Here is a 22,373-nt window from a genome sequence, read left to right as displayed (position 1 = left end):
GATGACCGCGTCAGCGTCAGAGTGACCGCGCACGTGATCACGTCGAGAACGGTCGGTCGGCAGCGGTGGCGACGGGCCGACTACAACCCGTCGACGATCGCGTCGGTCATCTCGGTCGTGCTCGCGGCACCGCCGAGATCGCCGGTCCGCGGGCCGTCCGCGAGCACCGATTCGACGCTCGCGCGGACGCGGTCGGCGTCCGCCGTGTATCCGAGGTGTTCCAGCAGCATCGCGGCCGACAGGATCGCGGCGGTCGGGTTCGCGATCCCCTCGCCGGCGATGTCGGGCGCGCTGCCGTGAACCGGCTCGAAGAGGCCGTTGTCGGCCCCGACGTTCGCCGACGGGAGCAGCCCCAGCCCGCCGACCAGTCCGGCCGCCAGATCCGAGAGCACGTCACCCGCCAGGTTCGGACAGACGACGACTCCGTACTGGCTCGGGTCAAGCGGGAGCTTGGTCGCGAAGGCGTCCATCAGCTCCTCGTCGGCCTCTACCCCGTGTTCCTCGGCGACCGCGAGGACTTCCTCGCGGAACCGGCCGTCGGTCTCGCGCATCACGTTCGCCTTGTGCGCGACGGTGAACCCGTCCCGGTGGTCCGGGCCGCGCCCGTCGGCGACGAACTCGCAGGCGTACTCCGCCAACCGCCGCGAGGCGGACCCCGTGACCACGCGCGTGAGCGTCGAGAGGTCCTCCGAGAGCCGGTCCTCGTGGCCCGCGTAGACGCCCTCGGTGTTCTCACGGAGGAAGACGACGTCCGTCTCCGGCCGCACCGCGTCGACGCCCGGGTATGCGCGCGCCGGTCGCACGTTCACGAACGAGCTGACGGCCTCCCGAAGCGGGAGGATGACGTCGGCCGCCGTCTCGCCCGCCGCGCCGAACAGCGTCGCGTCCGCGTTCGCCGCCAGCTCGTAGGTCTCCTCGGGGAGCGCCTCGCCGGTCTCGGCAGCCACGGCGTCGCCCGCGTCGGCCTCGACGTACTCGAACGGATCGACGGCGTCCGACGTCTCCGCGACCACGTCGAGCACCTCGACGGCGGCAGGGATCACTTCCTGGCCGATCCCGTCGCCTTCGATGACGACGATCTCCTCGCTCATTCAGTCGTCCCCCGTCGGGCGGTCGTGTCCGCCATCGGCGGCGGGAACGTCCTCCTCGGGCACGTACGGTAGCGATCGTGCGGTCTCGCGAACCGCGCTCGCGTTGGCGCCCATCAGCGCCGTCGTGTCCCAGACGCCCTCGACGAGCGCCTTCCGCTGGGCGTCGTTGACGGTGGCGTCGATCGCCTCGTCGTCGTACGCGACGCGCTCGTTCTCGACGTCGACGTGCAGCTCCGCGTCGGGGTTGGCCGCGACGTAGTCCTGTAGCGCCTCGATCGACTCGGTGTCGGCGGTCACCGTCGGAATGCCGAGCGCCAGGCAGTTGCCCGCGAAGATCTCGGCGAACGACTCGCCGACGATCGCGTCGATCCCCCAGCGCATCAGCGCCTGGGGGGCGTGTTCACGCGAGGAGCCGCAGCCGAAGTTGGCGTTGACCACCAGGACGTTCGCGCCCTGGTACTGCTCCTCGTTGAACGGGTGGTCCTTCTCGTTGTCCTCGTCGTCGAACCGCTGGTCGAAGAAGGCGAACTGCCCCAGCCCGTCGAAGGTGACGACCTTCATAAACCGGGCCGGGATTATCTGGTCGGTATCGATGTCGTTGCCCCGAACCGGGATGCCGGTTCCGGACACGTCCGTCACCTTCTCGGCGGGCGCCTCGCCCTCGGCGAAGCTCTCGTGGTCGACGTCGGCGTCGGATCCGCTCATACCGACACCACCTCCTCCATCTCGCGGACGTCGGTGACCTCGCCGGTCACCGCCGCCGCCGCGACCATCGTCGGGCTCATCAGGACGGTCCGACCGTCCTTCGAGCCCTGTCGGCCGACGAAGTTGCGGTTCGAGGAGGACGCGCTGGCCTCGTCACCCTGCAGCTGGTCGTCGTTCATCCCGAGACACATCGAACAGCCGGGCTCGCGCCACTCGAATCCGGCCTCGGTGAAGACCTCGTCGAGACCCTCCGCCTCGGCGGCCCGCTGGACGCGTTGGCTGCCGGGAACGACCATCGCGCGCACGTCGTCGTCGACCTCGCGGCCCGTCACGAACGCGGCCGCTTCCCGCAGGTCCTTCAGCCGGGCGTTCGTACACGAGCCGAGGAAGGCGACGTCGATCTCGTAGCCCTCCATCGTCTCGCCGGGCTCGACACCCATGTGCTTCTGGGCGCGCCGCGCGGTGTCCTGCTTGTCGGCCGGCAGGTCCTCCGGGGCCGGGATCGGCTCAGTGACGCCGACGCCCTGTCCAGGGGTGGTTCCCCACGTGACGGTCGGTTCGATCTCGGAGCCGTCGATCGTGACGACGTCGTCGTATTCGGCGTCATCGTCGCTGGCGATCGACTCCCAGTAGGATCTGAGCTCCGCGAACCGCTCGGGGTCGTCGGCGAAGGCGTCCGTCTCGCGCAGCCACTCGTAGGTGGTCTCGTCGGGGTTGACGTAACCCGCGCGGGCGCCGCCCTCGATCGACATGTTGCAGATCGACATCCGACCCTCCATCCCGAGGTCCTCGATGGCTTCGCCGGCGTACTCGTAGACGTAGCCGACGCCGCCGTCGGTGCCCAGTTTCCGGATGATCGTCAGGATGACGTCCTTTGCGGTGACGTGGTCGCCGAGCTCGCCGGTGACCTCGATCTTCCGGACCTTCTGCTTCTCCATCGCGACGCAGCCGGTCGCGAGAACGTCGCGGATCTGGGAGGTCCCGATCCCGAACGCCAGCGCGCCGAAGGCGCCGTGTGTCGATGTGTGGGAGTCGCCGCAGACGATCGTCATTCCGGGCTGGGTGAGTCCCTGCTCGGGGCCGATGACGTGGACGATCCCCTGGTTCCCCGAGTCCGGATCGGAGAACTCGATGCCCGCGTCGCGGACGTTCTCCTCGAGCTCCGCCATCATCGTCTCCGCCGCGTCGTCGGCGAAGGGCCGATCGCGGTTGCCGGTCGGGACGATGTGGTCGACGGTCGCGTGCGTGCGCTCGGGGAACGCGACCGGCGTGTCCCGCTCGCGCAACATCCCGAACGCCTGCGGGCTCGTGACCTCGTGGACGAGGTGGAGGCCGACGAACAGCTGGTCCTGTCCGGTCGGCAGCTCCGTCACCTTGTGGCGGTCCCACACCTTGTCGTAGAGCGTTCCGTCGCTCATACGGCAGTCACCTCGGTCCGTCGGGGGTCGGTCGTCCGCTCAGTCATCAGCGGTCACTGCCTCCGTCTCCTCGTCGGCCTCCTCTTCGGCCCACGCGAACAGCGCCCGCAGCTCCTCGCCGACCTGTTCGATCTCGTGAGTCCGTTCGGCCTCGCGCAACTGCGTGTAGGACGGTCGACCGGCCTGGTTCTCCGCGATCCACTCGCGGGCGAAGGTGCCGTCCTGAACCTGCTCGAGGACCTGCTCCATGTTCTCGCGGGCGTGCTCGTCGACGACGACGTCGCCCTGCGTGAGCCCGCCGTATTCGGCGGTGTCGGAGACGGAGTCCCACATCTCGCCGAGCCCACCCTCGTACATCAGGTCGACGATGAGCTTCAGCTCGTTGAGACACTCGAAGTAGGCCATCTCCGGGGAGTAGCCCGCCTCCACGAGCGTCTCGTAGGCCTGTTTCACCAGCGAGGTGACGCCGCCACAGAGGACGGCCTGCTCGCCAAAGAGGTCAGTCTCGGTCTCCTCGCGGAACGTCGTCTCGACGACGCCGGCGCGCGCACAGCCGATCGTTGCCGCGTACGCGAGCGCCTCCTCGGTGGCCGTTCCGGTCGTGTCCTGATAGACCGCAAGCAGGCCGGGCGTGCCCTCGTCGTTCTCGTAGTTCCGGCGGACCAGATGGCCCGGTGACTTCGGCGCGACCATCGTCACGTCGACGTCCTCGGGCGGTCGGATCTGGTTGTAGTGGATGTTGAACCCGTGAGCGAACTGGAGCGTATCGCCGGGGTCGAGGTTAGGCTCGATCGCGTTCTCGTAGACGTCGGGCTGGACCGTATCCGGGACCAGCACGGAGACGACGTCGGCCTGCGCGACCGCCTCGGCCGGCGTCTCGACGTCGAGTCCGTCCGCCTCGGCGGCGGATCGCGAGGAGGAATCCTCACGCAGGCCGACCACAACGTCAACGCCGCTTTCAGCGAGGTTCTGTGCGTGTGCGTGGCCCTGGGAGCCGTAGCCGAGCACGGCGACGGTCTTCTCGAGGATCTGGGCCGTGTCGGCGTCGTCCTCGTAATATACGTTCGAGTCGAAGGGTGTGTCGTTCGTCATTGTGTGTTGATCGCTGTCGTCGCGTGTGGTTATGGTTACGGATCGTGTCGCGACCCGCTCGTCACGGATCGTGATAGGGTTGCTGTGTGGTTTCACCCACGTCCGTCGCGTGGCTGGTCGGTTCGCCCGAGGTGCCGGGCTCCTCGCCCGGAACCGTCTGCGTGTCGCCGCGTGAGAGGGCCGTCTGGCCCGTCCGGGCGATCTCGATGATGCCGAACTGCTCGAAGGCGTCGATCGCGTCGTCGATCTTCTGCTCGTCGCCGGTCAGCTGGACGGTGATCGTCCGCGGGCCGGCATCGAGCGTCTGGCCGCCGTACATCTCCGTGATCGCGTGGACCTTGTCCGGCTCCTCGCCACGAACCTTCAACAGGACAAGCTCGGCCGAGACCGCGTCATCGTGGAGTTCACCCACGGAGATGACGGGCTTCAGCTTCGCCAGCTGTTTCTCGATCTGGTCGATGCCGGGATCCGATTCCTCGACGACCATCGTGATCCGGGAATGACCCTCGACTGTGGTCGGGCCGACCGTCAGGCTCTCGATGTTGAACTGGCGCCGCGAGACGAGCCCGGAAACGCGCGAGAGCACCCCGGGCTCGTCCTCGACGAGCGCGGAGATCGTCGCCCGCCGCGGCTCGTGTTCCGCCTCGACGGCGGGATCGATGCGGATACCCTGGCTGTTTCGTCGACCCTCCGGATGGGGCCGCTCCTCCGGTGCTGGTCCGGGCATTCCGGGCCTGTCCGCGTTCTTCCCGCGGGTGTCCCGATGGGTCGATCCGGGGTCCGGCTTGTTCGGCGTCGGGTCGTCCGCGCCGCTCATAGTTGCTCCTCCGAGAGGGCGAACTTCCCGTTCGCGCCGCCGCTCGGCACCATCGGGTAGACGTTCTCGGCGGGGTCGATGCGGAAGTCGATCACCGACGGCCCGTCGTAGGCCAGCGCCGCCTCGATCGTGTCGGCGACCGCATCGTACTCGGAGACGGCCCACCCCTTCGCGCCGAACGCCTCGGCGAGCTTGTCGAACTCGGGCATCCACTCGTACTCCGAGGCCATGTGCCGGCCCTCGAAGAAGGCGTCCTGCCACTGGCGAACCATCCCGATGTACTCGTTGTTGAGGACCGCGAACGTGATGTCCAGGTCCTCACGCACCGCGACCGACAGCTCCTGGATAGTCATCAGGAAGGAGCCGTCGCCGTCGAAACAGACCACGTCGCGGTCGGTGTCGCCGGCGGTGTCGGCCGCCAGACGCGCGCCGACCGCGGCGGGAACGCCATAGCCCATCGTTCCCAGCCCGTGCGAGGAGACCCACGTGCGTGGCTCCGTGTACGTCCAGAACTGGGCGGCCCACATCTGGTGTTGCCCGACGCCCGTGGTGACGATCGTGTCGTCGTCGGTCGCCTCGTCGAACGCCTCGACGACGAACTGCGGCTTGAGCGGCTCGTCCTCGGGCATCGCGTAGGTCATCGGGTACTCCTCCTTCCAGTCGGCACACCGGTCGCGCCACGCCTCCGCGTCGGGGTCGTCGTCGATCGCGGCGATCAGCTGTTCAAGGACCGACCCCGCATCGCCGATCAGCGGGTGGTCGGCGTGGACGTTCTTCGAGATCTCGGCCGGGTCGATGTCGATGTGGATGACCTCGGCCTCCGGCGCGAACGTCTCGATCCCGCCGGTCAGCCGGTCGTCGAAGCGCGTCCCGACCGCGATAAGACAGTCGGTGTGGGTGATCGCCATGTTCGCGTAGCCGGTGCCGTGCATCCCCGCCCACGACAGCGAGAGCGGGTCGTTCTCGGGGAACGACCCGATCCCGGGCATCGTGGTCGTCACGGGGATGCCGTGATCGTGGGCGAACCGGCAAGCCTGGTCGGCGGCGTCGCTCTTGATGACGCCGCCGCCGAACAGGCACAGGGGCCGTTCGGCATCCTCGATCACGCGTGCGGCACGCTCGACTGCGTCCGGATCAGCTTCGGGATCGACCTCTGCACCGGCCGGCGGCTCCGGGGGTTTCGGGGTGCGGTCGGTCTCTCCGAGGGTGACGTCCTTCGGCAGATCGACGAGCGTCGGCCCCGGTCGGCCGGTCTCGGCGTAAGCGAACGCCTCGCCGACGGTATCGCCGACGGTGTCGGTCCCGCTCGCGAAGTAGTTGTGTTTCGTCACCGGTGCGGTGACGCCGATGGTGTCGGTCTCCTGGAACGCGTCGTTGCCGACGAGTTCGGTCGGAACCTGTCCGGTCAACGCCAACAGCGCGTCCGAGTCCATCGAGGCGTCGGCGATGCCGGTGACCAGGTTCGTCGCGCCCGGGCCGGACGTGGCCAGGCAGACGCCGGTTTCCCCGGAGACGACGCCGTAGGCGTCGGCGGCGTGGGCGGCGCCCTGCTCGTGGGCCATCGTCACGTGATGGACCGAGGAGGCGTACAGCGCGTCGTAGACGGGCATGATCGCCCCGCCTTGCACGCCGAAGGCCGTCTCGGCGCCGGCCGCTTCGAGGGCGGCGATGACCGACTCGGCGCCGGTCGTTGGGGTGCGCGTCGCGGCTGCCTCCGTGGTCTCCTCGGCGGCGTCCGCCTCCGCGGCAGCGGTGCCGCCGTCGGTTGCGGCATCGGACGGTGGTTCGTGTGTCGGTTCGCCTGCGTCGGCCGAGCCAGTGGCTGCGGCCGTCTCCTCGCTGTCGGTCGGTTCGTCTCGAGTGGTCATTGCTGGTGTCGTGTCGGTGGTGCCGTGTGGTGGTCGGAATCGGGCGACCGGATCGGGGTGGTATGGTCGGTCGGTCCGACCGGTTCGGTCGGGCCGGTCGATCCGGTCGTCGAAACGGTGCGTCGAGTCGGAAGAAGGATGGGATAGACGGGGCTTATGCCCCTACGATCGGCGTGACACGGAACGTTCCGAGCCGGCGGCTCGCGAGCGTCTCGAGGTCGCGAAGCCGCGGTGGTCGGATGCCGTGTCGGCGCATCACTTGAGCGATGTCGCCGAACCACCATAAATCTGTCTCGATGGCGGTTCGAGCGAGGCTGTCGCTGCCGAGCGAACGCCGACACGGCGGGGGTCATCAGACCGTGACCTCCTCGTGCCGTTCGATACCCTCCTCCTCCGCGAACCGCTCGACGTCGCCAGCCGTGACGCGCCGCTTGTTCGCGCCCTGCTTTTTGATCCGCTTCGTAACCGTCCGGACCTCGGCGTCCGTCGGGTCGAAGCCGGCCTCATTCAGGTGTTTCCGCACCGCGTGGGTTCCCGTGTGTTTCCCGAGCACGAACTCGCGTTCGGCTCCGACCATCTCCGGGGTCATCACGCCGGGTTCGAAGGTGTCGGCGTTCTCGATGACGCCGGCGGCGTGGATTCCGGATTCGTGGGAGAACGCGTTGCGTCCGACCACGGGCTTGTTCGCCGGCACCGGGATGTCCGAGGCGTCCTCGACGATCCGGGCCAGCTCGATGATCTTGGTCGTGTCGATCCCGGTGTCGACGCCGTAGACCGACTCGGCGGCCATCACGACCTCCTCGTAGGCGGCGTTGCCGGCGCGCTCGCCGATGCCGTTGACCGAGACCTGCGCCTGGTGGGCGCCGTTCTCGAAGCCGGCCAGCGCGTTGGCCGTCGCCAGCCCGAAGTCGTCGTGGGTGTGGACGTCGACGCGCGCGTCGGTGGCCTCGACGACCGCCTTCACCGTCTTCCCGAACGCGGTCGGCGTGCCGACCCCGCAGGTGTCCGGGATGTTGATCCAGTCGACGCCGGCCTCCGAGACCGCCTCGACGATCTCGATCAGGAACTCGGGGTCGGTGCGCGTGGCGTCCATCGGCGAGAACATACACTCCACGCCCGCCTCCTTGACGCGGCGAACGCTGTTGACGGCGCGCTCGACCGCGTCCTCGCGGGTCGCGTGCATCGAGTCCTCGAGCTGGACGTCGCTCGTGGAGACGAACACGTGGACCATCTCCGCGCCCGAGTCGATCGCTGCTTCCACGTCCTTGTCGACGACGCGTGCCAGCCCACAGACCGTGGCGTCGGTCGCGGCCGCGATGTCGCTGACGGCCTCGAACTCCGCCTCGGAGTTGACCGGGAAGCCAGCCTCGATGACGTGGGTCCCCATCGCGTCCAGCGTGGACGCTATGCGTCGTTTCTCGTCGTAACTGAAGGACGTGCGTGGTGACTGTTCACCGTCTCGTAACGTCGTGTCGAAAATTCGAACAGGACCGATATCGATATTAGAAGCTATCGTGCCCTGGAAGAACTCGATCCGCCGGGGTGTCCGACGAAGCCTCCGTATGTTGTGTCATCGCGTTTCGACTTGAGGCCGTCACCCTATTAAAGCCTTTCGCGACGGCTGCGATCCCCATTGGCCGTCGCGATGGGGGAATCCTTTTTAAGTCACGCGTGGAGGTCAGGGTATGAGCGATTGGGATCTCGACCTCAGACACGCGGAGGACCAACTCGAGGAGATCGACGCCCGCGGCGACGTGGTCCTCGGGGTTCTCGACGGGTCAACGGACCCCGCCGAGTGGGTCCGCCACGTCGAATACGGCAACACCCTGGTGTTGTCGATCGAGGGCGACCTGAACGAGCTCGCTGCCGGCTTCGCCCGCGAGATCCGAGATATGGACGGCGAGCTGATGCATTTCCGCGGCTTCCTCGTCGTCACCCCACCCGACGTCGCGATCGACTCCGAGCGGCTGAACGAGTAACGACGGGTCCCCCGGTAGAACGAATGGAGTCGACTGAGTGTGACTCCCTCGCGAACCGGGCGTGACTGAAAAGGTAATTGTACCGGAGCGCGCTGACGACGACGTGAACCGATGGTAGACTTCGAGCCCCGTCTCTACGAGGAGCTCGCGCCGGAGGAGCGCCCGTCGCTCGCGGCGGCGCTCGTTCCGATCGCCGGGATGATCCTCTTTCTCAGCGTCGGCATCGTCGCGTTCGAACTCGACCCGCAGTTCCCGCTGTTCTGGGGGATCGCCTTCACCGGCCTGTTCGCCCGCTATCACCTCGGGCTCTCGTGGGCGGACCTCTATGAGGGGGTCTCGAGCAGCCTCCTGATGGGGATGAAGGTGATCCTCATCATGTTCACGGTCTACGCGCTCATCGCGTCGTGGATCGATGCCGGGACGATCCCGAGCCTGATGTACTACGGGTTGGACCTGTTCACGTCGACGGTCTTTCTGCCCGTCTCGGCGATCCTCGCCGCCGTCGTCTCCTTCGCCGTCGGCTCCTCGTGGACGACCGCCGGCACGCTCGGCGTCGCGCTCATCGGGATCGGGTCCGGGCTCGGCATCCCTGCGCCGATGACCGCGGGCGCCATCCTCACTGGGGCCTACACCGGCGACAAGCAGTCACCGCTGTCGGACACGACCAACCTCGCCGCCGCGGTCACCAACACCGATCTCTACGACCACATCAACGCGATGCGCGCGGGAACGCTGGCCGCGTTCGGTCTGTCGGTCCTGCTGTACATCGTGCTCGGACTGCGCGCCGGCGGCGACATTCCGGCCGGCCGCATCACCGAGATCCAGACGGCGATCGAGAGCACGTACGTCGTCTCCCCGGTCGTGTTCCTCCCGCTCGTCGTCACCTTCGGGCTCGCGGTATACGGAATTCCCGCGTTGCCGACCCTGGGGACGGGCGTCTTCGCGGGCGTGTTCACGTCGATGGCCGTGCAGGGAACCGGGTTCGGCGCGGCGTGGGCAACGGCGCAGTCCGGGACGGCCCCGGAGACGGGGATGGCGCTCGTGAACGAACTGCTCGCAAGCGGCGGGCTGATCGGCGGCGCGTGGATCGTCACGATCGCGGTCGCCGCCCTCTCGCTGGGCGGGATGCTCGAACGAGCCGGCGTCCTCGCGGTGCTGGCACACCACCTGGGTCGGCTCGTTCGCGGTGTGGGTAGCCTGACCGGCGTCACCGCCCTCTCCGCGATCTCGATGAACGCGCTGGCGGCCGAGCAGTACGTGAGCATCGTCGTGCCCGGAATGACCCTCGAGAACCTCTACGCCGAGCAGGGACTGAAGACGACGAACCTCTCGCGGGCGATCGAGGCCTCGGGAACCACCACCAGCGCGCTGATCCCCTGGAGCAGCGGGGGCCTGTTCATGGCGGGAACGCTCGGCGTCGCGACGCTCGAGTACGCCCCGTTCTACTTCTTCGGCTTCCTCTCGCCGCTCGTACTGATCGTGATGGGTATCACGGGCTGGCAGATCGCCTACCGGGAGTAGCCGCCTGACCGGAGGCAGTCGGAGCAGTCGAGCCCAGCCCAGTCGGGCCCAGTCGTATCAGCCGGACCCAGTCGGACCCAGTCGGGCGGCCGGGATCGTTCGATCGCGTCGTTCGAACCGACTTTTAAGCGTCTCGGAGCCGTATCCGGAACGATGAGTGACTCCGACGGCGACGCCACAAACGACGATGCCACTGACGACGATGCCACTGACGATGTCACTGACGACAACAGCACCGACGACGACGCCAGCCACGGCCTCCACGTGATCGATCGGTTCGCCGACGGGATCGGGTGGGTGGCGTATCCGGACGAGCCGATGCAGCGCGCGAGCCACGCGATCGCGATCGCGAACGAGGAGGCTCGAGATGACGACGGGACCGGGGGCGTCCCCGACGTCTGGGTGATCGACCCGGTCGATCCGCCGGGGGAAGACGGCGCCGATCGGCTGGACGCCCTCCTCGCTGACCTCGGTGACGTGGCGGGCGTCGTGTGTTGTCTCGACCGGCACAAGCGCGACGCCGCCGCGGTCGCGACGCGCCACGACGTCGCCGTCTGGATCCCGGAGTGGATGACTGGCGTCGCCGCAGAACTGGACGCGCCGGTCGAACGGTTCGGCCCCCGACTCGCGGACACCGGTTTCGAGGCGATCCGCGTGAAGAACACCTCGATGCCGCCCTGGCAGGAGGTCGCGCTCTTCGACGGGTCGACCCTGATCGTCCCAGAGGCGGTCGGCACGAACGGCCTCTTTCTCGCGGCGGGCGAAGGCCTCGGCGTCCATCCGGCCCTCCGTCCGTTTCCGCCGCGGAAGCCCCTCCGCGGGCTGGATCCGGACCGCATCCTCGTCGGCCACGGCGAGGGGATCCACGAACACGCGGGCGACCGCCTCGCCGACACGCTCGCCGGCGCACGGCGGCGTGCCCCCTCCGCGTACCTGAACGCGCTGCGGGCGGTCATCGGGTCGTGATCTGCGGGTGCAGCGCCCGGACCATCGGGCGAATCGGCGGTCTCGCTCCGTCTCCGTCCCGGAGAGGATTTGAACTCGGCGCCCGGAACGCCGGTATGCTCGTTCGGCTTGGACGTGATGGCGATGGGCGATGAGACGGCCGGCGGCGCCGGACGGGGGGATCCCCCGGCGCTCACCGATCACGACCCGATCGCGACCTACGACCGGATCGCGACCCACTTCTCGAAGACGCGCGAGTACGCCTGGCCGGAGGTCGAGTCCTTTCTCGCCGACCGGACTGCAGTACGGGCGATCGACGTCGGCTGTGGAAACGGTCGGCATACCGAACTCCTCGCCGATCGCGCCGAGACGGCCCTCGGCGTCGACGCGAGCCGGGGGCTCCTTCGGGAGGCCTGCACGCGCGCTGAGGATCGCGGGATCGACGCGTCGTTCCTGCAGGGCGACGCCGCGGCGCTGCCGGTCACGACGGGTACCGCGGACCTCGGGATCTACGTGGCGACGATCCATCATCTGCGGCCCCGCCGCCGGCGCATCCGGAGCCTGAACGAACTCGCACGTGTGCTCGACCCGGGGGGCGTCGCGCTCGTGAGCACCTGGAGCGCCGCCCATGACCGCTTCGCCGACGTCGATCCAGTCGCCGACGCGGACGTGCGAGCCGTCACCGACGAGGAGGGAACCCCGATCGGGTTCGACACGACCGTCGACTGGACGCTGCCAGGCGGGGAGCGGGTGCCGCGGTTTTACCACGTTTATACGCCGGCGGGTTTCCGAACCGATCTGGCGGCGAGCGATCTGTCGATCGAGTCGTTCGAGGTCTCGAGCGGGAACTGCTACGTGACGGTGCGTCTCGAGCCCGGGAGCGCCTCGAAAGAGTAAGGTCCTTATTCCACCGGTGATTTCGGATAGATGCGCGCCGGTGGTCTAGCTGGTATGACTTTGGCCTTCCAAGCCAACGACCCGGGTTCAAATCCCGGCCGGCGCACTCCTTCCCTTCGGTCAGTCGTGCGCCGCCCGTACCCCCGCTCGCGATGCTCGCGGGGATCCCGGCCGGCGCATTTCGCGAACGAAGTGAGAGACATCGTAAGAGGGATTTGGATCCTGCAAGCCGCAGCCCGGAACGGCGCTTCGCGCCGCACTCCCAGACCGTCTTCCTCCGGTTCAAATGCCGGCCGGGGAACTCCCTCCGGTCGTTCCCCACCCGATGTCCCGTTCGCTTCGCTCACGGGACTCCCGGCCGGCGCATCCTCCCACAACTACGAACGAGGAGCGACAGCGACGAGTGAGTCCGTGTGGGAGAACGCGCCAAGGGGTTTGAACCCTATCAGTCGCGCACAGCAAAGATCTCGGCCGGCGATCGGTAACTCCGGCGTCACGCCGGCGGACCGGAGCGACGTGAGTCGATCGGCTACGCGACCGGCGGATTCCGAACTGCGGCGCGCTGGTTCGGGATGAGGTCCAACGACGGCTCGACGTCGCCGAGCACGAACAGCGCGTAGTACCGGAGATACGTCACGATCGCGGCCTGTGCGAGCAGCCAGACCACGAACACCGCCGCGAGGTAGGCGACGACGAGGACGGCCAGAATCGCGCCGCCCACGGTGGAGGCGAACGTGAGGGTCGCCTGGACCGCGAACGCGAGGACGGCGACCGGAATCAGGAACGCGAGCGCGACGACCCCGACGCCGATCGTCGCGAGCAGGCTGGCCGCGATCCCGAGCAGTCCGGCCACCAGGAGGTAGACGAGGTACTGCTTCCAGGCGACCCGTATCGATGCCCACAGGCGCCGCCAGGCCGCCAGCACGCCCGCATCCTGGATCACCATAATCGGAACCACGAAGACGGTCGTCAGGGTATCCACGACGGTGAACAGAACCCCGATAACGGCCAGGGCGGCGAGCCCGATCAGGAACGCCGGAAACGCGATCATCGGGTCGGCAAACCCCATCAAGGGGGCGACGAAGAGCGCGATCCAGCCAATGAACAGCGCCACGACCGGCAGCCCGATCAGGACCCGAAACCCGAACAGGCGGAGCCCCTGTCTCCATCGCGCGCCCCAGTACTCCCGCAGCGCGACGCGTCGCTGGCGGAGCGACTCGACGAGAAGGAACTCCATCGTCGCGCTCACGGCACCGAGTACGAGCCAGATCACGACCACTGCGGCGAGCCCGGCGACGAGCAACGGGAGCACGTCGTCCGGGATCGACGTTGGGATGTCGCCGGTCGACGGCGACGTTCCAGGGTCCGAGGGACTACTCGTGCCGCCCGGAATCTGTACGGTGGGCATACTTGTCCCCCCGCCGACGAAAAAGGCGATCAGAGCGAGTTTGAGCCAGCGACCGAGTCGAAGCGGGAACAGGAACGATCGGGTCGCCTCGAGGGCGTCATCGACGTCCTGGAGGGCATGGAGGACCATACGTGACGGTACGGTGACACCGACTTAGGCGTTCCGGCGACGCGGTCGCGGCGTCGCGTCGATCCGGGCTGGTCCGGTCCGGGCTGGTCCGGGGTTGGGTCGGTCACCCCGAGAACTCGCCCAAGCCGGTCTGGGTCGCCCCGCGTCGCTTCTCGTCGGGGACGGTCGTCGCGACGATCTCGTCGACCTCGTCACGGTTGCTCGCGTCGCTGTTGATCGCTCGGGTCGCGCCCTCGAGATCGACGTCGAGGCCCGCCTCGACGTAGCGATCGCGGGTCACGCCGCTGTTCGAGACGACGACCGAGACGCCAGCGTCGTCCAGCTCCGTGACGAGGTCGACCAGCCGTTCCTGGTCCTCGCGGTCGAACCCGTCCGCGCTGTAGTCGGTGAAGTTCGCGGTCGGACTCATCGGCTCGTAAGGGGGATCGACGTAGACCAGATCGCCCGCGTCCGCGACCTCCCGGACGTACTCGAAGTCACGGTTGTGGATCGTCGCTCCCTGCAGGGCACGGCTGGCCGCACGGATGCGGTCGGCCTGTACCCAGTCGGGGTCGGCGTACCGGCCGATCGGCACGTTGAACCCGCCGTCGGCGTTCTCGCGATAGAGCCCGTTGTAGCAGGTCCGGTTGAGGTAGGCCAACAGCGCCGCCTCCTCGAGTTCGTCGACGTCGTGGCCGTACGGTCGCCTGTTGAACCGGGCGCGCTGCTGGTAGTAGTAGTTCTCGACGTCCCGTCCCGTCGACGTCTCCTCGGCGAACGCCAGATCCGGATCCGGATCGGAGTCCGGATCCTCGAACGACTCCAAGCGATCGATCAGCGCCTCCGGCTCATCCCGGACGTGTTCGTAGAAGTTGACGAGGCGCGGGTTCGTATCGTTGATCGTCGCGTCCGCGGGCTCGAGGTCGAAGAAGACCGCGCCGCCGCCGAAGAAGGGCTCGTGATACCGGTCGTAGTCGATCGGGAACCGCCGGTAGATCGCCTCGAGGAGTTGCCGCTTCCCGCCGGCCCACTTCAACACAGGCTTCGCCATTCGTGTTCCCGGGGTACTCCTCGGGCCGCACGCATAAACGCCTCGGCGCCGGCTCGCGACGTCCGGCCCGCGACGTCCGGCCCGCGACCGTACCGTTTTGTCGGTGCGGGCACTCACTCACGGTGTGGTTCTAGACGCCGAGTTCGGCTACGAGCTGCTCGTCTGCCGGTGGGCCGAGCTGGCCTGGCGCCCGGCGGGGGATCCGACGCCCGTGATCGTCGGCCGGCAGGTCGGCACCCGGAAGCGTCGGTGGGACACCGTCGTCGTCGAGGTGGATCCGGACGGCCTCCGTCAACGCCGGACCTTCGGCGACCGGGAGATCGATCGCGAACTGCTCGAGATCGTGCGCGAGGCGCCGGCCGATTGGGAGTGGTACCGGGACGCGCTCCCGGAGCCCGAGTATCCATGGCGCTACGTCCGCGAGGCGATCCACCGGGCGGCCGACCGAGGACTGATCGACGAGCGCGCGAGCGGGAGCGCCGGCGGCGGCCGGATCGAGATCCGGCGGAAGCGACCGTACCCCGACTGGGTCCGCCGGGTCGTCGCGATCGAGAACAAGCCGGACCTCGACGCGAGCGCCGCGGCTGCGCTCGCCGACCAGCTCGCGTACGACGTCGACGCCGGACTCCTCGACGAGACCTGGCTCGCGACCGAGGCGACCGGATCGCGGCTCGAGCCGGCCCTCAGACGCGAGATCCCGATCGAGGCCGGCATCGTCCTGACCGACTTCGAGACGGGCGTCGATCCCGACTCGGGGACGGTCGCGTGGCTCCCGAGCGACCTGCGGGCGGCTGGTGGTGAAAGTGGTGATGGGAGTGGTAGTGGCCCCACCGATCCCGACCGCGAGACCCGCCGGCTCGTCCTCGCCGAGCGCGTCTACGGTCGGGGCTGGCGCTCGTTCCACGACACGATGCGGCCCGACTGTCGCCACTTCCGGTTGGCGCACGCGGGCGAGGCGATGCGTCCCGATTGCGCCGCGAAGGGGCGGTGTCCCACCGCCCGCGAGTGTTCGGGGTCCTGTGCCTCCTTCTCGCCGGAGCCGCCCGCCTGGCGCACGCAGGGGTGGCCGATCGAGGGGGGTCCCGGTAAGGGGATCACGCGACTGCTCGAGCGCCGGCGTGATCGGGCCCGGTACCGAACGCTTCGGCGGTGACGTGAGTCGTCCGGCGATGACGGGGGGCAGTCGATGATCTACGCCAGCGCCGCTGCGACCTTCTCGATGGGGTGCGGCGGTTCGCCGTCGGTCTCGACGTCGAGGTGATCGAGCTGTGACCGGCAGGAGGCGCCGGGCGCGACGACGGTCTCGCCGGTGCTGCCGTCGACCTGATCGGCGAGGATCGCGCCGATCGACTCGCTCATCGAGAGGTGCTCTGCCTCGTAGCCGAACGAGCCCGCCATCCCACAGCAGGTCGAATCGAGGGGATCGACCGCGTAGCCGGCGCGCCGCAGGACGCCGACCGCGTGGTGGTCCTTCGTCGTCGACTTCTGGTGGCAGTGGCCGTGATACGCCAGCGACTCGGCGGGCGCGTCGAACGCGAGATCGTCGTCGAGCCGGAACGCGTCGATGAACTCACAGATCCCGTAGGCGTTCTCGGCGACGCGGACGACGTCCTCCTCGTCGCTGCCCAGGATGTCGAGGTAATCCGACTGGAGCATCACGGCGTCGGACGGCTCCACGCTCACGACGTGCCATCCCTCGGCCACCTTCGGGGCGACCGCCGTGACCGTCCCGCGGGCGGTCTCACGTGCGCGATCGATGAACCCCTTCGAGTACGCAGGTCGGCCGCTGCCGTCGACGTCCGGGATCGCAACGTGACAGTCGGCGGCCTCGAGCACGTGGATCGCGGCCTTGCCGGCCGCAGGGTGCATATACGTGGTGTAGACGTCGGGGAGCAAGAGGACGCGCTCGGCAGCTTCCGCGGCCGGCACGGCGGCTCCGCCGCGGGCCTCGAACCAGTCGATCAGGCTCTGCGAGCGGAACTGTGGGAGGTCGCGCTCGGCGGCGATCCCGACCGTCTTCTCCATCGCCCAGCCGGCGCCCGGCAGCTTCGGGAGCGCGTTCGCGATCGGCGCGAACGTCGACCCGATCGGCGCGAGCGACTCGATGCTCGCGAACAGCTTGTCGCGGAGGCTCGAGCCGTGTTCCTGGTGGCGAGCGTGGGTCACCTCAGCCTTCAGCTTGGCCATATCCACCTCGCTCGGGCAGTCCTTCGAACAGCCCTTACAGCCGACACACAGATCGAGCACCTCGGTCGCGAACTCGTCGTCGGTCGGGTCCTCGGGGAGATCGCCGGACATCGCCTGCCGCAGCATATTGGCCCGGCCGCGGGTGGCCTGGATCTCCTCCTCGGCCGCCCGATAGGTCGGACACATCACGCCGCCGGTGGTCTCCTGAGGGCCGCGACAGCCGCCACAGCCGTGACAGAGCTCGACCATCCCCTGCATCCCGTTCTCGTTCGTCCACTCGAGGGCGGGATCGAAGCCGGCGTCGTACTCGTAGTCGGGGCCGAAGCGGAGGTTCTCGGTCATTGAGACGTCGCCACAGACCTGGCCAGGGTTCAACAGCCAGTCGGGGTCGAAGGCGGTCTTGAGTTCCCGAAAGGACCGCCAGAGGTCCTCGCCGTACAGCTTCCGGTTCCACTGGGTCCGGGCGCGTCCGTCGCCGTGCTCGCCCGAGATGGACCCGCCGAGGCTCACGACGACGTCGGAGACGGCGTCGGCCAGCGACTCCATCGTCTCGACGCCGTCGACGGTCTTCGTGTCCACCAGCGGGCGGACGTGCAGCACGCCCGGGCCCGCGTGGGCGTAGAAGGTGGCGAAGGTGTCGTGTTCGTCGAGGATTCGCTGGAACTCGCGGGTGTATTCGGGTAGGTGTTCGGGGGGGATCGCACAGTCCTCGATGAAGGAGATGTGCTTGGCGTCGGAGGTCCGGCCGAGCAGGATCGGCATCCCCGCCTTGCGCATCTTCCAGAATCGGTTCCGGTCGGCCTCGTCGTGAGCCTCCATCGCGGCCACCGCCTGGTGTGGAACGTTCGTGACGTCGGCCGCCCCGTCGCTCGGGTCGGCCTCGGGGTCGCCGTCCGGGACGCGGTCGGCGATCAGGTCGGCGACCTTTCGGCGACCCTGTTCGTCGTTCTCGGCGTAGAACTCGATGAGTAGCGCGGCGTTGGTTCCCTCGGGAAGCAGTCCGACGACGTCGCCGAACTCCTCCGTGTCGGCGGCCAGGTCCAGGAAGACGTCGTCCATCACCTCGACGGCGGCAGGGTCGTGTTCGAGGATCGGGGCGACGTCCTCCATCGCGTCGACGAGGTCCGCGTAGGTCAACAGCGCGACGGCCTTCGTCTCGGGGATCTCCTCGAGGGAGACGGTGGCCCGCGTCACGATCGCGAGCGTCCCCTCGCTACCCGCCAGCAGCCGGCCGAGGTTGACGGTGCCCGCCTCGCCGTAGTCGCCGCGATATTCCGCGAGTAGACGGTCGAGGTTGTAGCCCGAGACGTTGCGCTTCAGCTCGGGATACCGGTCGTCGATCGCGTCGGCCTGTTCGTCGATGATCCGGACGACGGCCGCCGCGATCCGGTCCTCAAGGTCGACGTCGCGATCGGTTTCTGCCCCCTCGCTCGCCCGCGTTCCCGTCGCCGTCTCCGCGTCCGTTCCCGTCGCCGTCTCCGGAGGCTTCCCCTCGATCGCCGCCTCGAGGTCGAGGGTCTCGTCGAGATCGACGCCATCGGCACGTTCGCGGAGGTCCTCAACAGCTACCTCACCGAGGGTGGTCACGGTGCCGTCGGCCAACACCGCCTCGACCTCCTCGACGTAATGGTCGGTCTTGCCGTAGACCAGCGAGTGTGAGCCGGTCGAGTTGTTCCCGATCGCGCCACCGACGGCGGATTTGTCGCGCCAGGCCGGGTCGGGCGCAAACTTCAATCCCTCGGGCGCAAGCGCCCGGTTGAGGTCGCCGATGTAGGCGCCCGCGTCCGTGGTCGCGGTCCGTGCGTCGACGTCGATCCCGTGCACATCATCCATAAACCGCGAGAAGTCGAGGACGACCGCCTCGTTGACCGTCTGGCCGGCGAGCGAGGTACCACCCCCACGCGGAAGCACCGGGATCCCCTCGGCGAAGCAGTAGGCGGTCACCCGAGAGACGTCCGCGGTCGACCGCGGGAAGACGACGCCGATCGGGGTGACCTCGTAGGCCGACGCGTCGGTGGCGTACAGTTGTCGAGTGTAGGTGTCGAAGCGCACCTCTCCGTCGACGCGCTCCTCGAGTGCAGCCAGCAGCTCGGGGCGCTCTACGTCCCCGCCCTGGTAATCGAAGTCGGCGTCGACGAGGGGATCCATGTCATTCGGTGTGATCGCACTCGCGCGTTTGCTCATACCTCCCGGTGGGACGCTCCGCGTATAAAGGATAGTTGACTCACATCGGTTTCGCCGCTTTCGGACGATGGGTCGTCCGGATGACGAGGCGTTCGGGTGACGAGGTGTCCGCAGGTCGACGAGCTCGCCAATCGATCACGGGATGGGGTGACGAGACGTCGACGGCTCCCGAACGCCGACCCGACCGTGACCATTTAACACACCCTCCCGCCAAGGTTCCGTATGTCGATCGAAACGACGTTCCGCGAGTCGCTGTCCGAACTCGACGTCGCAGTCACGCGGACGACTCCCGGATCGTGTGCGGACGCGATCGCGGACGCGGCCGACGGGAAGACGATCGGGGTGCCGCTTCCGGAGGGGCTCACGCTCCCGCCCGACGTGATCGACCGCCCCACGAACGGCGACCTCGAGACGGCCGAGACCGGCGTGACGCCGGCAACTCTCGGCATCGCCGAAACCGGGAGCGTCCACCTCGAAAGCGATCGGGCTGGAACCGAACTCGTGAGCCTCTACCCACAACGCCACGTCGCCGTCCTGCGTACCGAGGACCTCGTGTCGGACGTCGCGACGGCGATCGACCGCCTCGGTCCGGATCTCCGCGCGGGCGGATCCGGGGTGATCGCGACCGGCCCGAGCGCGACCGCCGATATGGGGAGCCTGGTCGTGGGCGCACACGGTCCGGGCGAGGTCCACGTCGTTCTCGTGGAGGCGGGACGATGAGCCGGGCGGGCCAAGGCGACCGAACGGAACGGGGCGACCGAACGGGACGGGACGAACGGGCGGACCGCACCGCACGCATCCGCGAGGCGATGCGCGAGGAGGGCGACGCGATCGCCGAGCATACTCGTGAACACAACGCGGGCCGAAAGGCCGTCACCGAGGACTTCCCCGAGTACGAAACCCTCAGGGAGCGCGCCCGCGCGGTGAAGGAGGACGCGATCGAGAACCTGCCGGACCTCGTAGATCGGCTTCGGGAGAGCGTCGAGGCGAACGGCGGGCACCTGTACGTCGCCGACGACGCGGCGGACGCCAACCGCTACATCGTCGAGACCGTCGGCGACGCCGAAACCGTGGTGAAGTCGAAATCGATGACGACCGAGGAGATCGACCTCAACGACGCGCTCGAGGCCGCCGGCGTCGAACCGGTCGAGACCGACCTCGGCGAGTGGGTGATACAGCTCGCCGAGGAGTCACCCTCCCACCTCATCGGCCCGGCGATGCACAAGGACCGGGCGGAGATAGCCGCCCTGTTCGCCGAGGTCTTCGACCCCGCGGATCCGCCTGAAACGGCCACCGAACTCACGGCGTTCGCCCGCGAGATGCTCGGCAAGCGGATCCGCGAGGCCGACGTCGGACTGACCGGCGCGAACTTCGTGGTGGCCGAGTCGGGGTCGCTCGCCCTCGTCACCAACGAGGGGAACGCGCGGAAGGTGGCGTCGACCCCGGACACCCACATCGCGGTCTCGGGCGTCGAGAAGATCGTCCCGACCGTCGAGGATCTGGAGCCGTTTTTGAACCTGCTGTCGCGGGCGGGGGCAGGGCAGGAGCTGTCGGCGTACACCTCGTTGTTGACCCCGCCAGTCGCCTCGCCGGTGCCGGATTTCGATGCGCCCGACGAGCCGCTGTCGGCGCCCGATGACGAGGGAACGACCGCGAACCCCGACCGCGAGTTCCACCTCGTGTTGATCGACAACGGCCGGCTGGCGATGCGCGAGGACGAGGACCTCCGTGAGACGCTGTACTGCGTTCGCTGTGGCGCCTGCGCCAACTCCTGTGGCAACTTCCAGAGCGTCGGCGGCCACGTCTTCGGGGGCGAGACCTACACCGGCGGGATCGCCGGGGGCTGGGAGGCGGGAATCGAGGGACTCAATGTCGCCGGCGAGTTCAACGACCTCTGTACCGGCTGTTCCCGGTGCGTTCCCGCCTGCCCGGTGAAGATCGACATCCCGTGGATCAACACGGTCGTTCGGGACCGCATCAACCGTCGGAAGGCGGACGCGAGCGACTTCGCGTTCCTCCCCGACGGGCTGGCTCCCGACGCCGAGCCCGCAGGGCTCGATCTCGGCAAGCGGTTCGTCGGCGACTTCGCGACGCTGGCGAAATGGGGCCACCGAACCGCGCCGCTTGCCAACCGGCTCGCGGACGCCGGACCGGTCCGGGCGGCCCTCGAACGCGTCGTCGGGATCGATCGGCGGCGGGACCTCCCAACGTTCGCGAGCGAGAGCCTCGTCGAGTGGTTCGACCGCCGCGGGGGTGCCCGGATTCCGCTCGCCGACGCCGACCGCGACGCGATCCTCTACCCGGACACCTATACCAACTACGTCGACGTCGAGCGCGGCAAGGCGGCGGTCCGGGCGCTCGAGGCACTCGGCGTCCACGTACGGGTGCCGTCCCTCCCGCCGAGCGGCCGGCCGCCGCTCTCTCAGGGGATGGTCGCGACCGCCGAGGAACGTGCCCACGACCTGTATGCCGCGCTCGCGGAACACGTCGACGCCGATCGCGACGTGGTGGTCGTGGAGCCGAGCGACCTCGCGATGATCCGCTCGGAGTACGAACGGTTCCTCGAACCCGCCGCGTTCGAGCGGCTCGCCGGTGCGAGCTACGAGGTCCTCGAGTACGTCTACGGCCTGCTTGAGAACGGAGCGTCGATCGACGCGCTCGTCGGCGGCGACGACGCGACCCGGACCAGCGAACTGGCGTACCACCCGCACTGCCAGGCCCGCACGCTCGATCTCGAGGTGTACACGCTCACGGTGCTCGAGCGCGCCGGCTACGACGTCCGCACCTCCGATACCGAGTGTTGCGGAATGGCCGGATCGTTCGGGTATAAAACGGAGTACTACGAACTGAGCATCGACGTCGGCGAACCCCTCGTCGAGGACTTCGGCGGAACCGACCGGACGCTCGTCGCTTCGGGAACGTCCTGTGGCGAGCAGCTCGACGCTCTGCTCGATCGTCCCGCACGGCACCCGATCGAACTGCTCGCGCCGCCGGACTCGGCGAGCCGGTAGCGTTGCGGCGGGCACGTGGAGAGTCGGGAGCGTCGGAGAAGGAGGCGGAGAAAGAGCGGAAACCTTACTTCGATATGGTGTTGGAGAAGTA

At 68.4% G+C, this 22,373-nt stretch carries 16 protein-coding genes, 1 tRNA gene and 1 pseudogene; 8 read left to right on the top strand and 10 right to left on the bottom strand.

The genetic code is table 11. The features are described from left to right. Positions 1 to 80: 80 nt before the first annotated feature. From BLW38_RS10555 to BLW38_RS10525, 7 genes are all read right to left on the bottom strand, one after another. Positions 81 to 1,091, bottom strand: a complete 1,011-nt coding sequence (locus BLW38_RS10555; RefSeq protein ID WP_092817212.1) for an isocitrate/isopropylmalate dehydrogenase family protein — start codon at positions 1,089 to 1,091, stop codon at positions 81 to 83. Then, positions 1,092 to 1,796 carry a 3-isopropylmalate dehydratase small subunit gene (gene leuD / locus BLW38_RS10550; protein WP_092817211.1) on the bottom strand — a complete coding sequence of 235 codons (705 nt, stop codon included), beginning with the start codon at positions 1,794 to 1,796 and terminating at the stop codon, positions 1,092 to 1,094. It lies immediately after the preceding gene. Next, positions 1,793 to 3,214 (bottom strand): 3-isopropylmalate dehydratase large subunit, encoded by a 1,422-nt coding sequence (leuC, locus tag BLW38_RS10545; RefSeq protein ID WP_092817210.1) that lies wholly within the window; start codon positions 3,212 to 3,214, stop codon positions 1,793 to 1,795. Before leuC ends, leuD begins: the two co-directional genes overlap by 4 nt. Before the next feature lie 39 nt (positions 3,215 to 3,253). After that, complete coding sequence (ilvC, locus tag BLW38_RS10540; protein ID WP_092817209.1) at positions 3,254 to 4,306, bottom strand: ketol-acid reductoisomerase; 1,053 nt, start codon at positions 4,304 to 4,306, stop codon at positions 3,254 to 3,256. Between the two features lie 61 nt (positions 4,307 to 4,367). Beyond that, positions 4,368 to 5,033: an acetolactate synthase small subunit gene (gene ilvN / locus BLW38_RS10535; protein ID WP_245710165.1), complete on the bottom strand. Its 666-nt coding sequence runs from the start codon at positions 5,031 to 5,033 to the stop codon at positions 4,368 to 4,370. 86 nt (positions 5,034 to 5,119) lie between these two features. Then, positions 5,120 to 6,991, bottom strand: a complete 1,872-nt coding sequence (gene ilvB, locus BLW38_RS10530; RefSeq protein WP_092817207.1) for a biosynthetic-type acetolactate synthase large subunit — start codon at positions 6,989 to 6,991, stop codon at positions 5,120 to 5,122. Positions 6,992 to 7,343: 352 nt separating this feature from the next. Continuing rightward, positions 7,344 to 8,555, bottom strand: a complete 1,212-nt coding sequence (locus BLW38_RS10525; protein WP_394327080.1) for a LeuA family protein — start codon at positions 8,553 to 8,555, stop codon at positions 7,344 to 7,346. Positions 8,556 to 8,676: 121 nt separating this feature from the next. On the opposite strand from BLW38_RS10525, the pseudogene BLW38_RS10520 reads away from it, so the two are divergent. The 5 genes and pseudogenes from BLW38_RS10520 to BLW38_RS10500 all read left to right on the top strand — a co-directional run. Next, positions 8,677 to 8,967 (top strand): annotated as a pseudogene (locus BLW38_RS10520) (DUF5779 family protein); the annotation flags it as partial. Positions 8,968 to 9,081: 114 nt separating this feature from the next. Continuing rightward, the gene (arcD, locus tag BLW38_RS10515; protein WP_092817204.1) at positions 9,082 to 10,491 is read left to right on the top strand and encodes an arginine/ornithine antiporter ArcD; all 1,410 of its coding nucleotides are present in this window, start codon (positions 9,082 to 9,084) and stop codon (positions 10,489 to 10,491) included. A gap of 153 nt (positions 10,492 to 10,644) precedes the next feature. Continuing rightward, positions 10,645 to 11,457 (top strand): hypothetical protein, encoded by an 813-nt coding sequence (locus BLW38_RS10510; RefSeq protein WP_245710160.1) that lies wholly within the window; start codon positions 10,645 to 10,647, stop codon positions 11,455 to 11,457. A gap of 123 nt (positions 11,458 to 11,580) precedes the next feature. Further along, positions 11,581 to 12,333: a class I SAM-dependent methyltransferase gene (locus BLW38_RS10505; RefSeq protein ID WP_092817256.1), complete on the top strand. Its 753-nt coding sequence runs from the start codon at positions 11,581 to 11,583 to the stop codon at positions 12,331 to 12,333. A gap of 34 nt (positions 12,334 to 12,367) precedes the next feature. Next, a tRNA-Gly gene (locus BLW38_RS10500) sits at positions 12,368 to 12,439 on the top strand. Positions 12,440 to 12,862: 423 nt separating this feature from the next. Here BLW38_RS10500 and BLW38_RS10495 read toward each other — a convergent pair. Both BLW38_RS10495 and BLW38_RS10490 read right to left on the bottom strand, forming a co-directional pair. Continuing rightward, the gene (locus BLW38_RS10495; RefSeq protein ID WP_092817203.1) at positions 12,863 to 13,870 is read right to left on the bottom strand and encodes a DUF7544 domain-containing protein; all 1,008 of its coding nucleotides are present in this window, start codon (positions 13,868 to 13,870) and stop codon (positions 12,863 to 12,865) included. 103 nt (positions 13,871 to 13,973) lie between these two features. Further along, complete coding sequence (locus tag BLW38_RS10490; RefSeq protein ID WP_092817202.1) at positions 13,974 to 14,900, bottom strand: DNA adenine methylase; 927 nt, start codon at positions 14,898 to 14,900, stop codon at positions 13,974 to 13,976. A 124-nt stretch (positions 14,901 to 15,024) separates the two neighbouring features. Between BLW38_RS10490 and BLW38_RS10485 the strand changes: the two genes are divergently transcribed. Next, positions 15,025 to 16,053, top strand: coding sequence for a DUF5787 family protein (locus BLW38_RS10485; RefSeq protein ID WP_092817201.1), 1,029 nt, complete (start codon positions 15,025 to 15,027; stop codon positions 16,051 to 16,053). A gap of 38 nt (positions 16,054 to 16,091) precedes the next feature. Here BLW38_RS10485 and BLW38_RS10480 read toward each other — a convergent pair whose 3' ends face one another. After that, a complete protein-coding gene (locus tag BLW38_RS10480) occupies positions 16,092 to 19,271 on the bottom strand; it encodes an FAD-binding and (Fe-S)-binding domain-containing protein (RefSeq protein WP_245710159.1) in 3,180 nt (1,059 codons plus the stop codon). A gap of 222 nt (positions 19,272 to 19,493) precedes the next feature. Between BLW38_RS10480 and BLW38_RS10475 the strand changes: the two genes are divergently transcribed. After that, complete coding sequence (locus BLW38_RS10475; protein WP_092817199.1) at positions 19,494 to 19,991, top strand: LutC/YkgG family protein; 498 nt, start codon at positions 19,494 to 19,496, stop codon at positions 19,989 to 19,991. Then, a complete protein-coding gene (locus tag BLW38_RS10470; protein WP_092817198.1) occupies positions 19,988 to 22,282 on the top strand; it encodes an LUD domain-containing protein in 2,295 nt (764 codons plus the stop codon). The genes BLW38_RS10475 and BLW38_RS10470 overlap by 4 nt, the downstream gene beginning before the upstream one ends. Positions 22,283 to 22,373: the final 91 nt, after the last annotated feature.

Source organism: Halopenitus malekzadehii, assembly GCF_900108505.1.
GTDB lineage: Archaea > Halobacteriota > Halobacteria > Halobacteriales > Haloferacaceae > Halopenitus > Halopenitus malekzadehii.
Note: the sequence above shows the minus strand (reverse complement) of the source record. Positions and strands in the feature narration are given on the sequence as shown.

Bases quoted from the DNA above. Each gene is read 5' to 3' on its own strand.
- BLW38_RS10555 (WP_092817212.1), bottom strand. From the start codon at position 1,091: ATGAGCGAGGAGATCGTCGTCATCGAAGGCGACGGGATCGGCCAGGAA.
- leuD (WP_092817211.1), bottom strand. From the start codon at position 1,796: ATGAGCGGATCCGACGCCGACGTCGACCACGAGAGCTTCGCCGAGGGC.
- leuC (WP_092817210.1), bottom strand. From the start codon at position 3,214: ATGAGCGACGGAACGCTCTACGACAAGGTGTGGGACCGCCACAAGGTG.
- ilvC (WP_092817209.1), bottom strand. From the start codon at position 4,306: ATGACGAACGACACACCCTTCGACTCGAACGTATATTACGAGGACGAC.
- ilvN (WP_245710165.1), bottom strand. From the start codon at position 5,033: ATGCCCGGACCAGCACCGGAGGAGCGGCCCCATCCGGAGGGTCGACGA.
- ilvB (WP_092817207.1), bottom strand. From the start codon at position 6,991: ATGACCACTCGAGACGAACCGACCGACAGCGAGGAGACGGCCGCAGCC.
- arcD (WP_092817204.1), top strand. From the start codon at position 9,082: ATGGTAGACTTCGAGCCCCGTCTCTACGAGGAGCTCGCGCCGGAGGAG.
- BLW38_RS10510 (WP_245710160.1), top strand. From the start codon at position 10,645: ATGAGTGACTCCGACGGCGACGCCACAAACGACGATGCCACTGACGAC.
- BLW38_RS10505 (WP_092817256.1), top strand. From the start codon at position 11,581: ATGGGCGATGAGACGGCCGGCGGCGCCGGACGGGGGGATCCCCCGGCG.
- BLW38_RS10495 (WP_092817203.1), bottom strand. From the start codon at position 13,870: ATGGTCCTCCATGCCCTCCAGGACGTCGATGACGCCCTCGAGGCGACC.
- BLW38_RS10490 (WP_092817202.1), bottom strand. From the start codon at position 14,900: ATGGCGAAGCCTGTGTTGAAGTGGGCCGGCGGGAAGCGGCAACTCCTC.
- BLW38_RS10480 (WP_245710159.1), bottom strand. From the start codon at position 19,271: ATGAGCAAACGCGCGAGTGCGATCACACCGAATGACATGGATCCCCTC.
- BLW38_RS10475 (WP_092817199.1), top strand. From the start codon at position 19,494: ATGTCGATCGAAACGACGTTCCGCGAGTCGCTGTCCGAACTCGACGTC.
- BLW38_RS10470 (WP_092817198.1), top strand. From the start codon at position 19,988: ATGAGCCGGGCGGGCCAAGGCGACCGAACGGAACGGGGCGACCGAACG.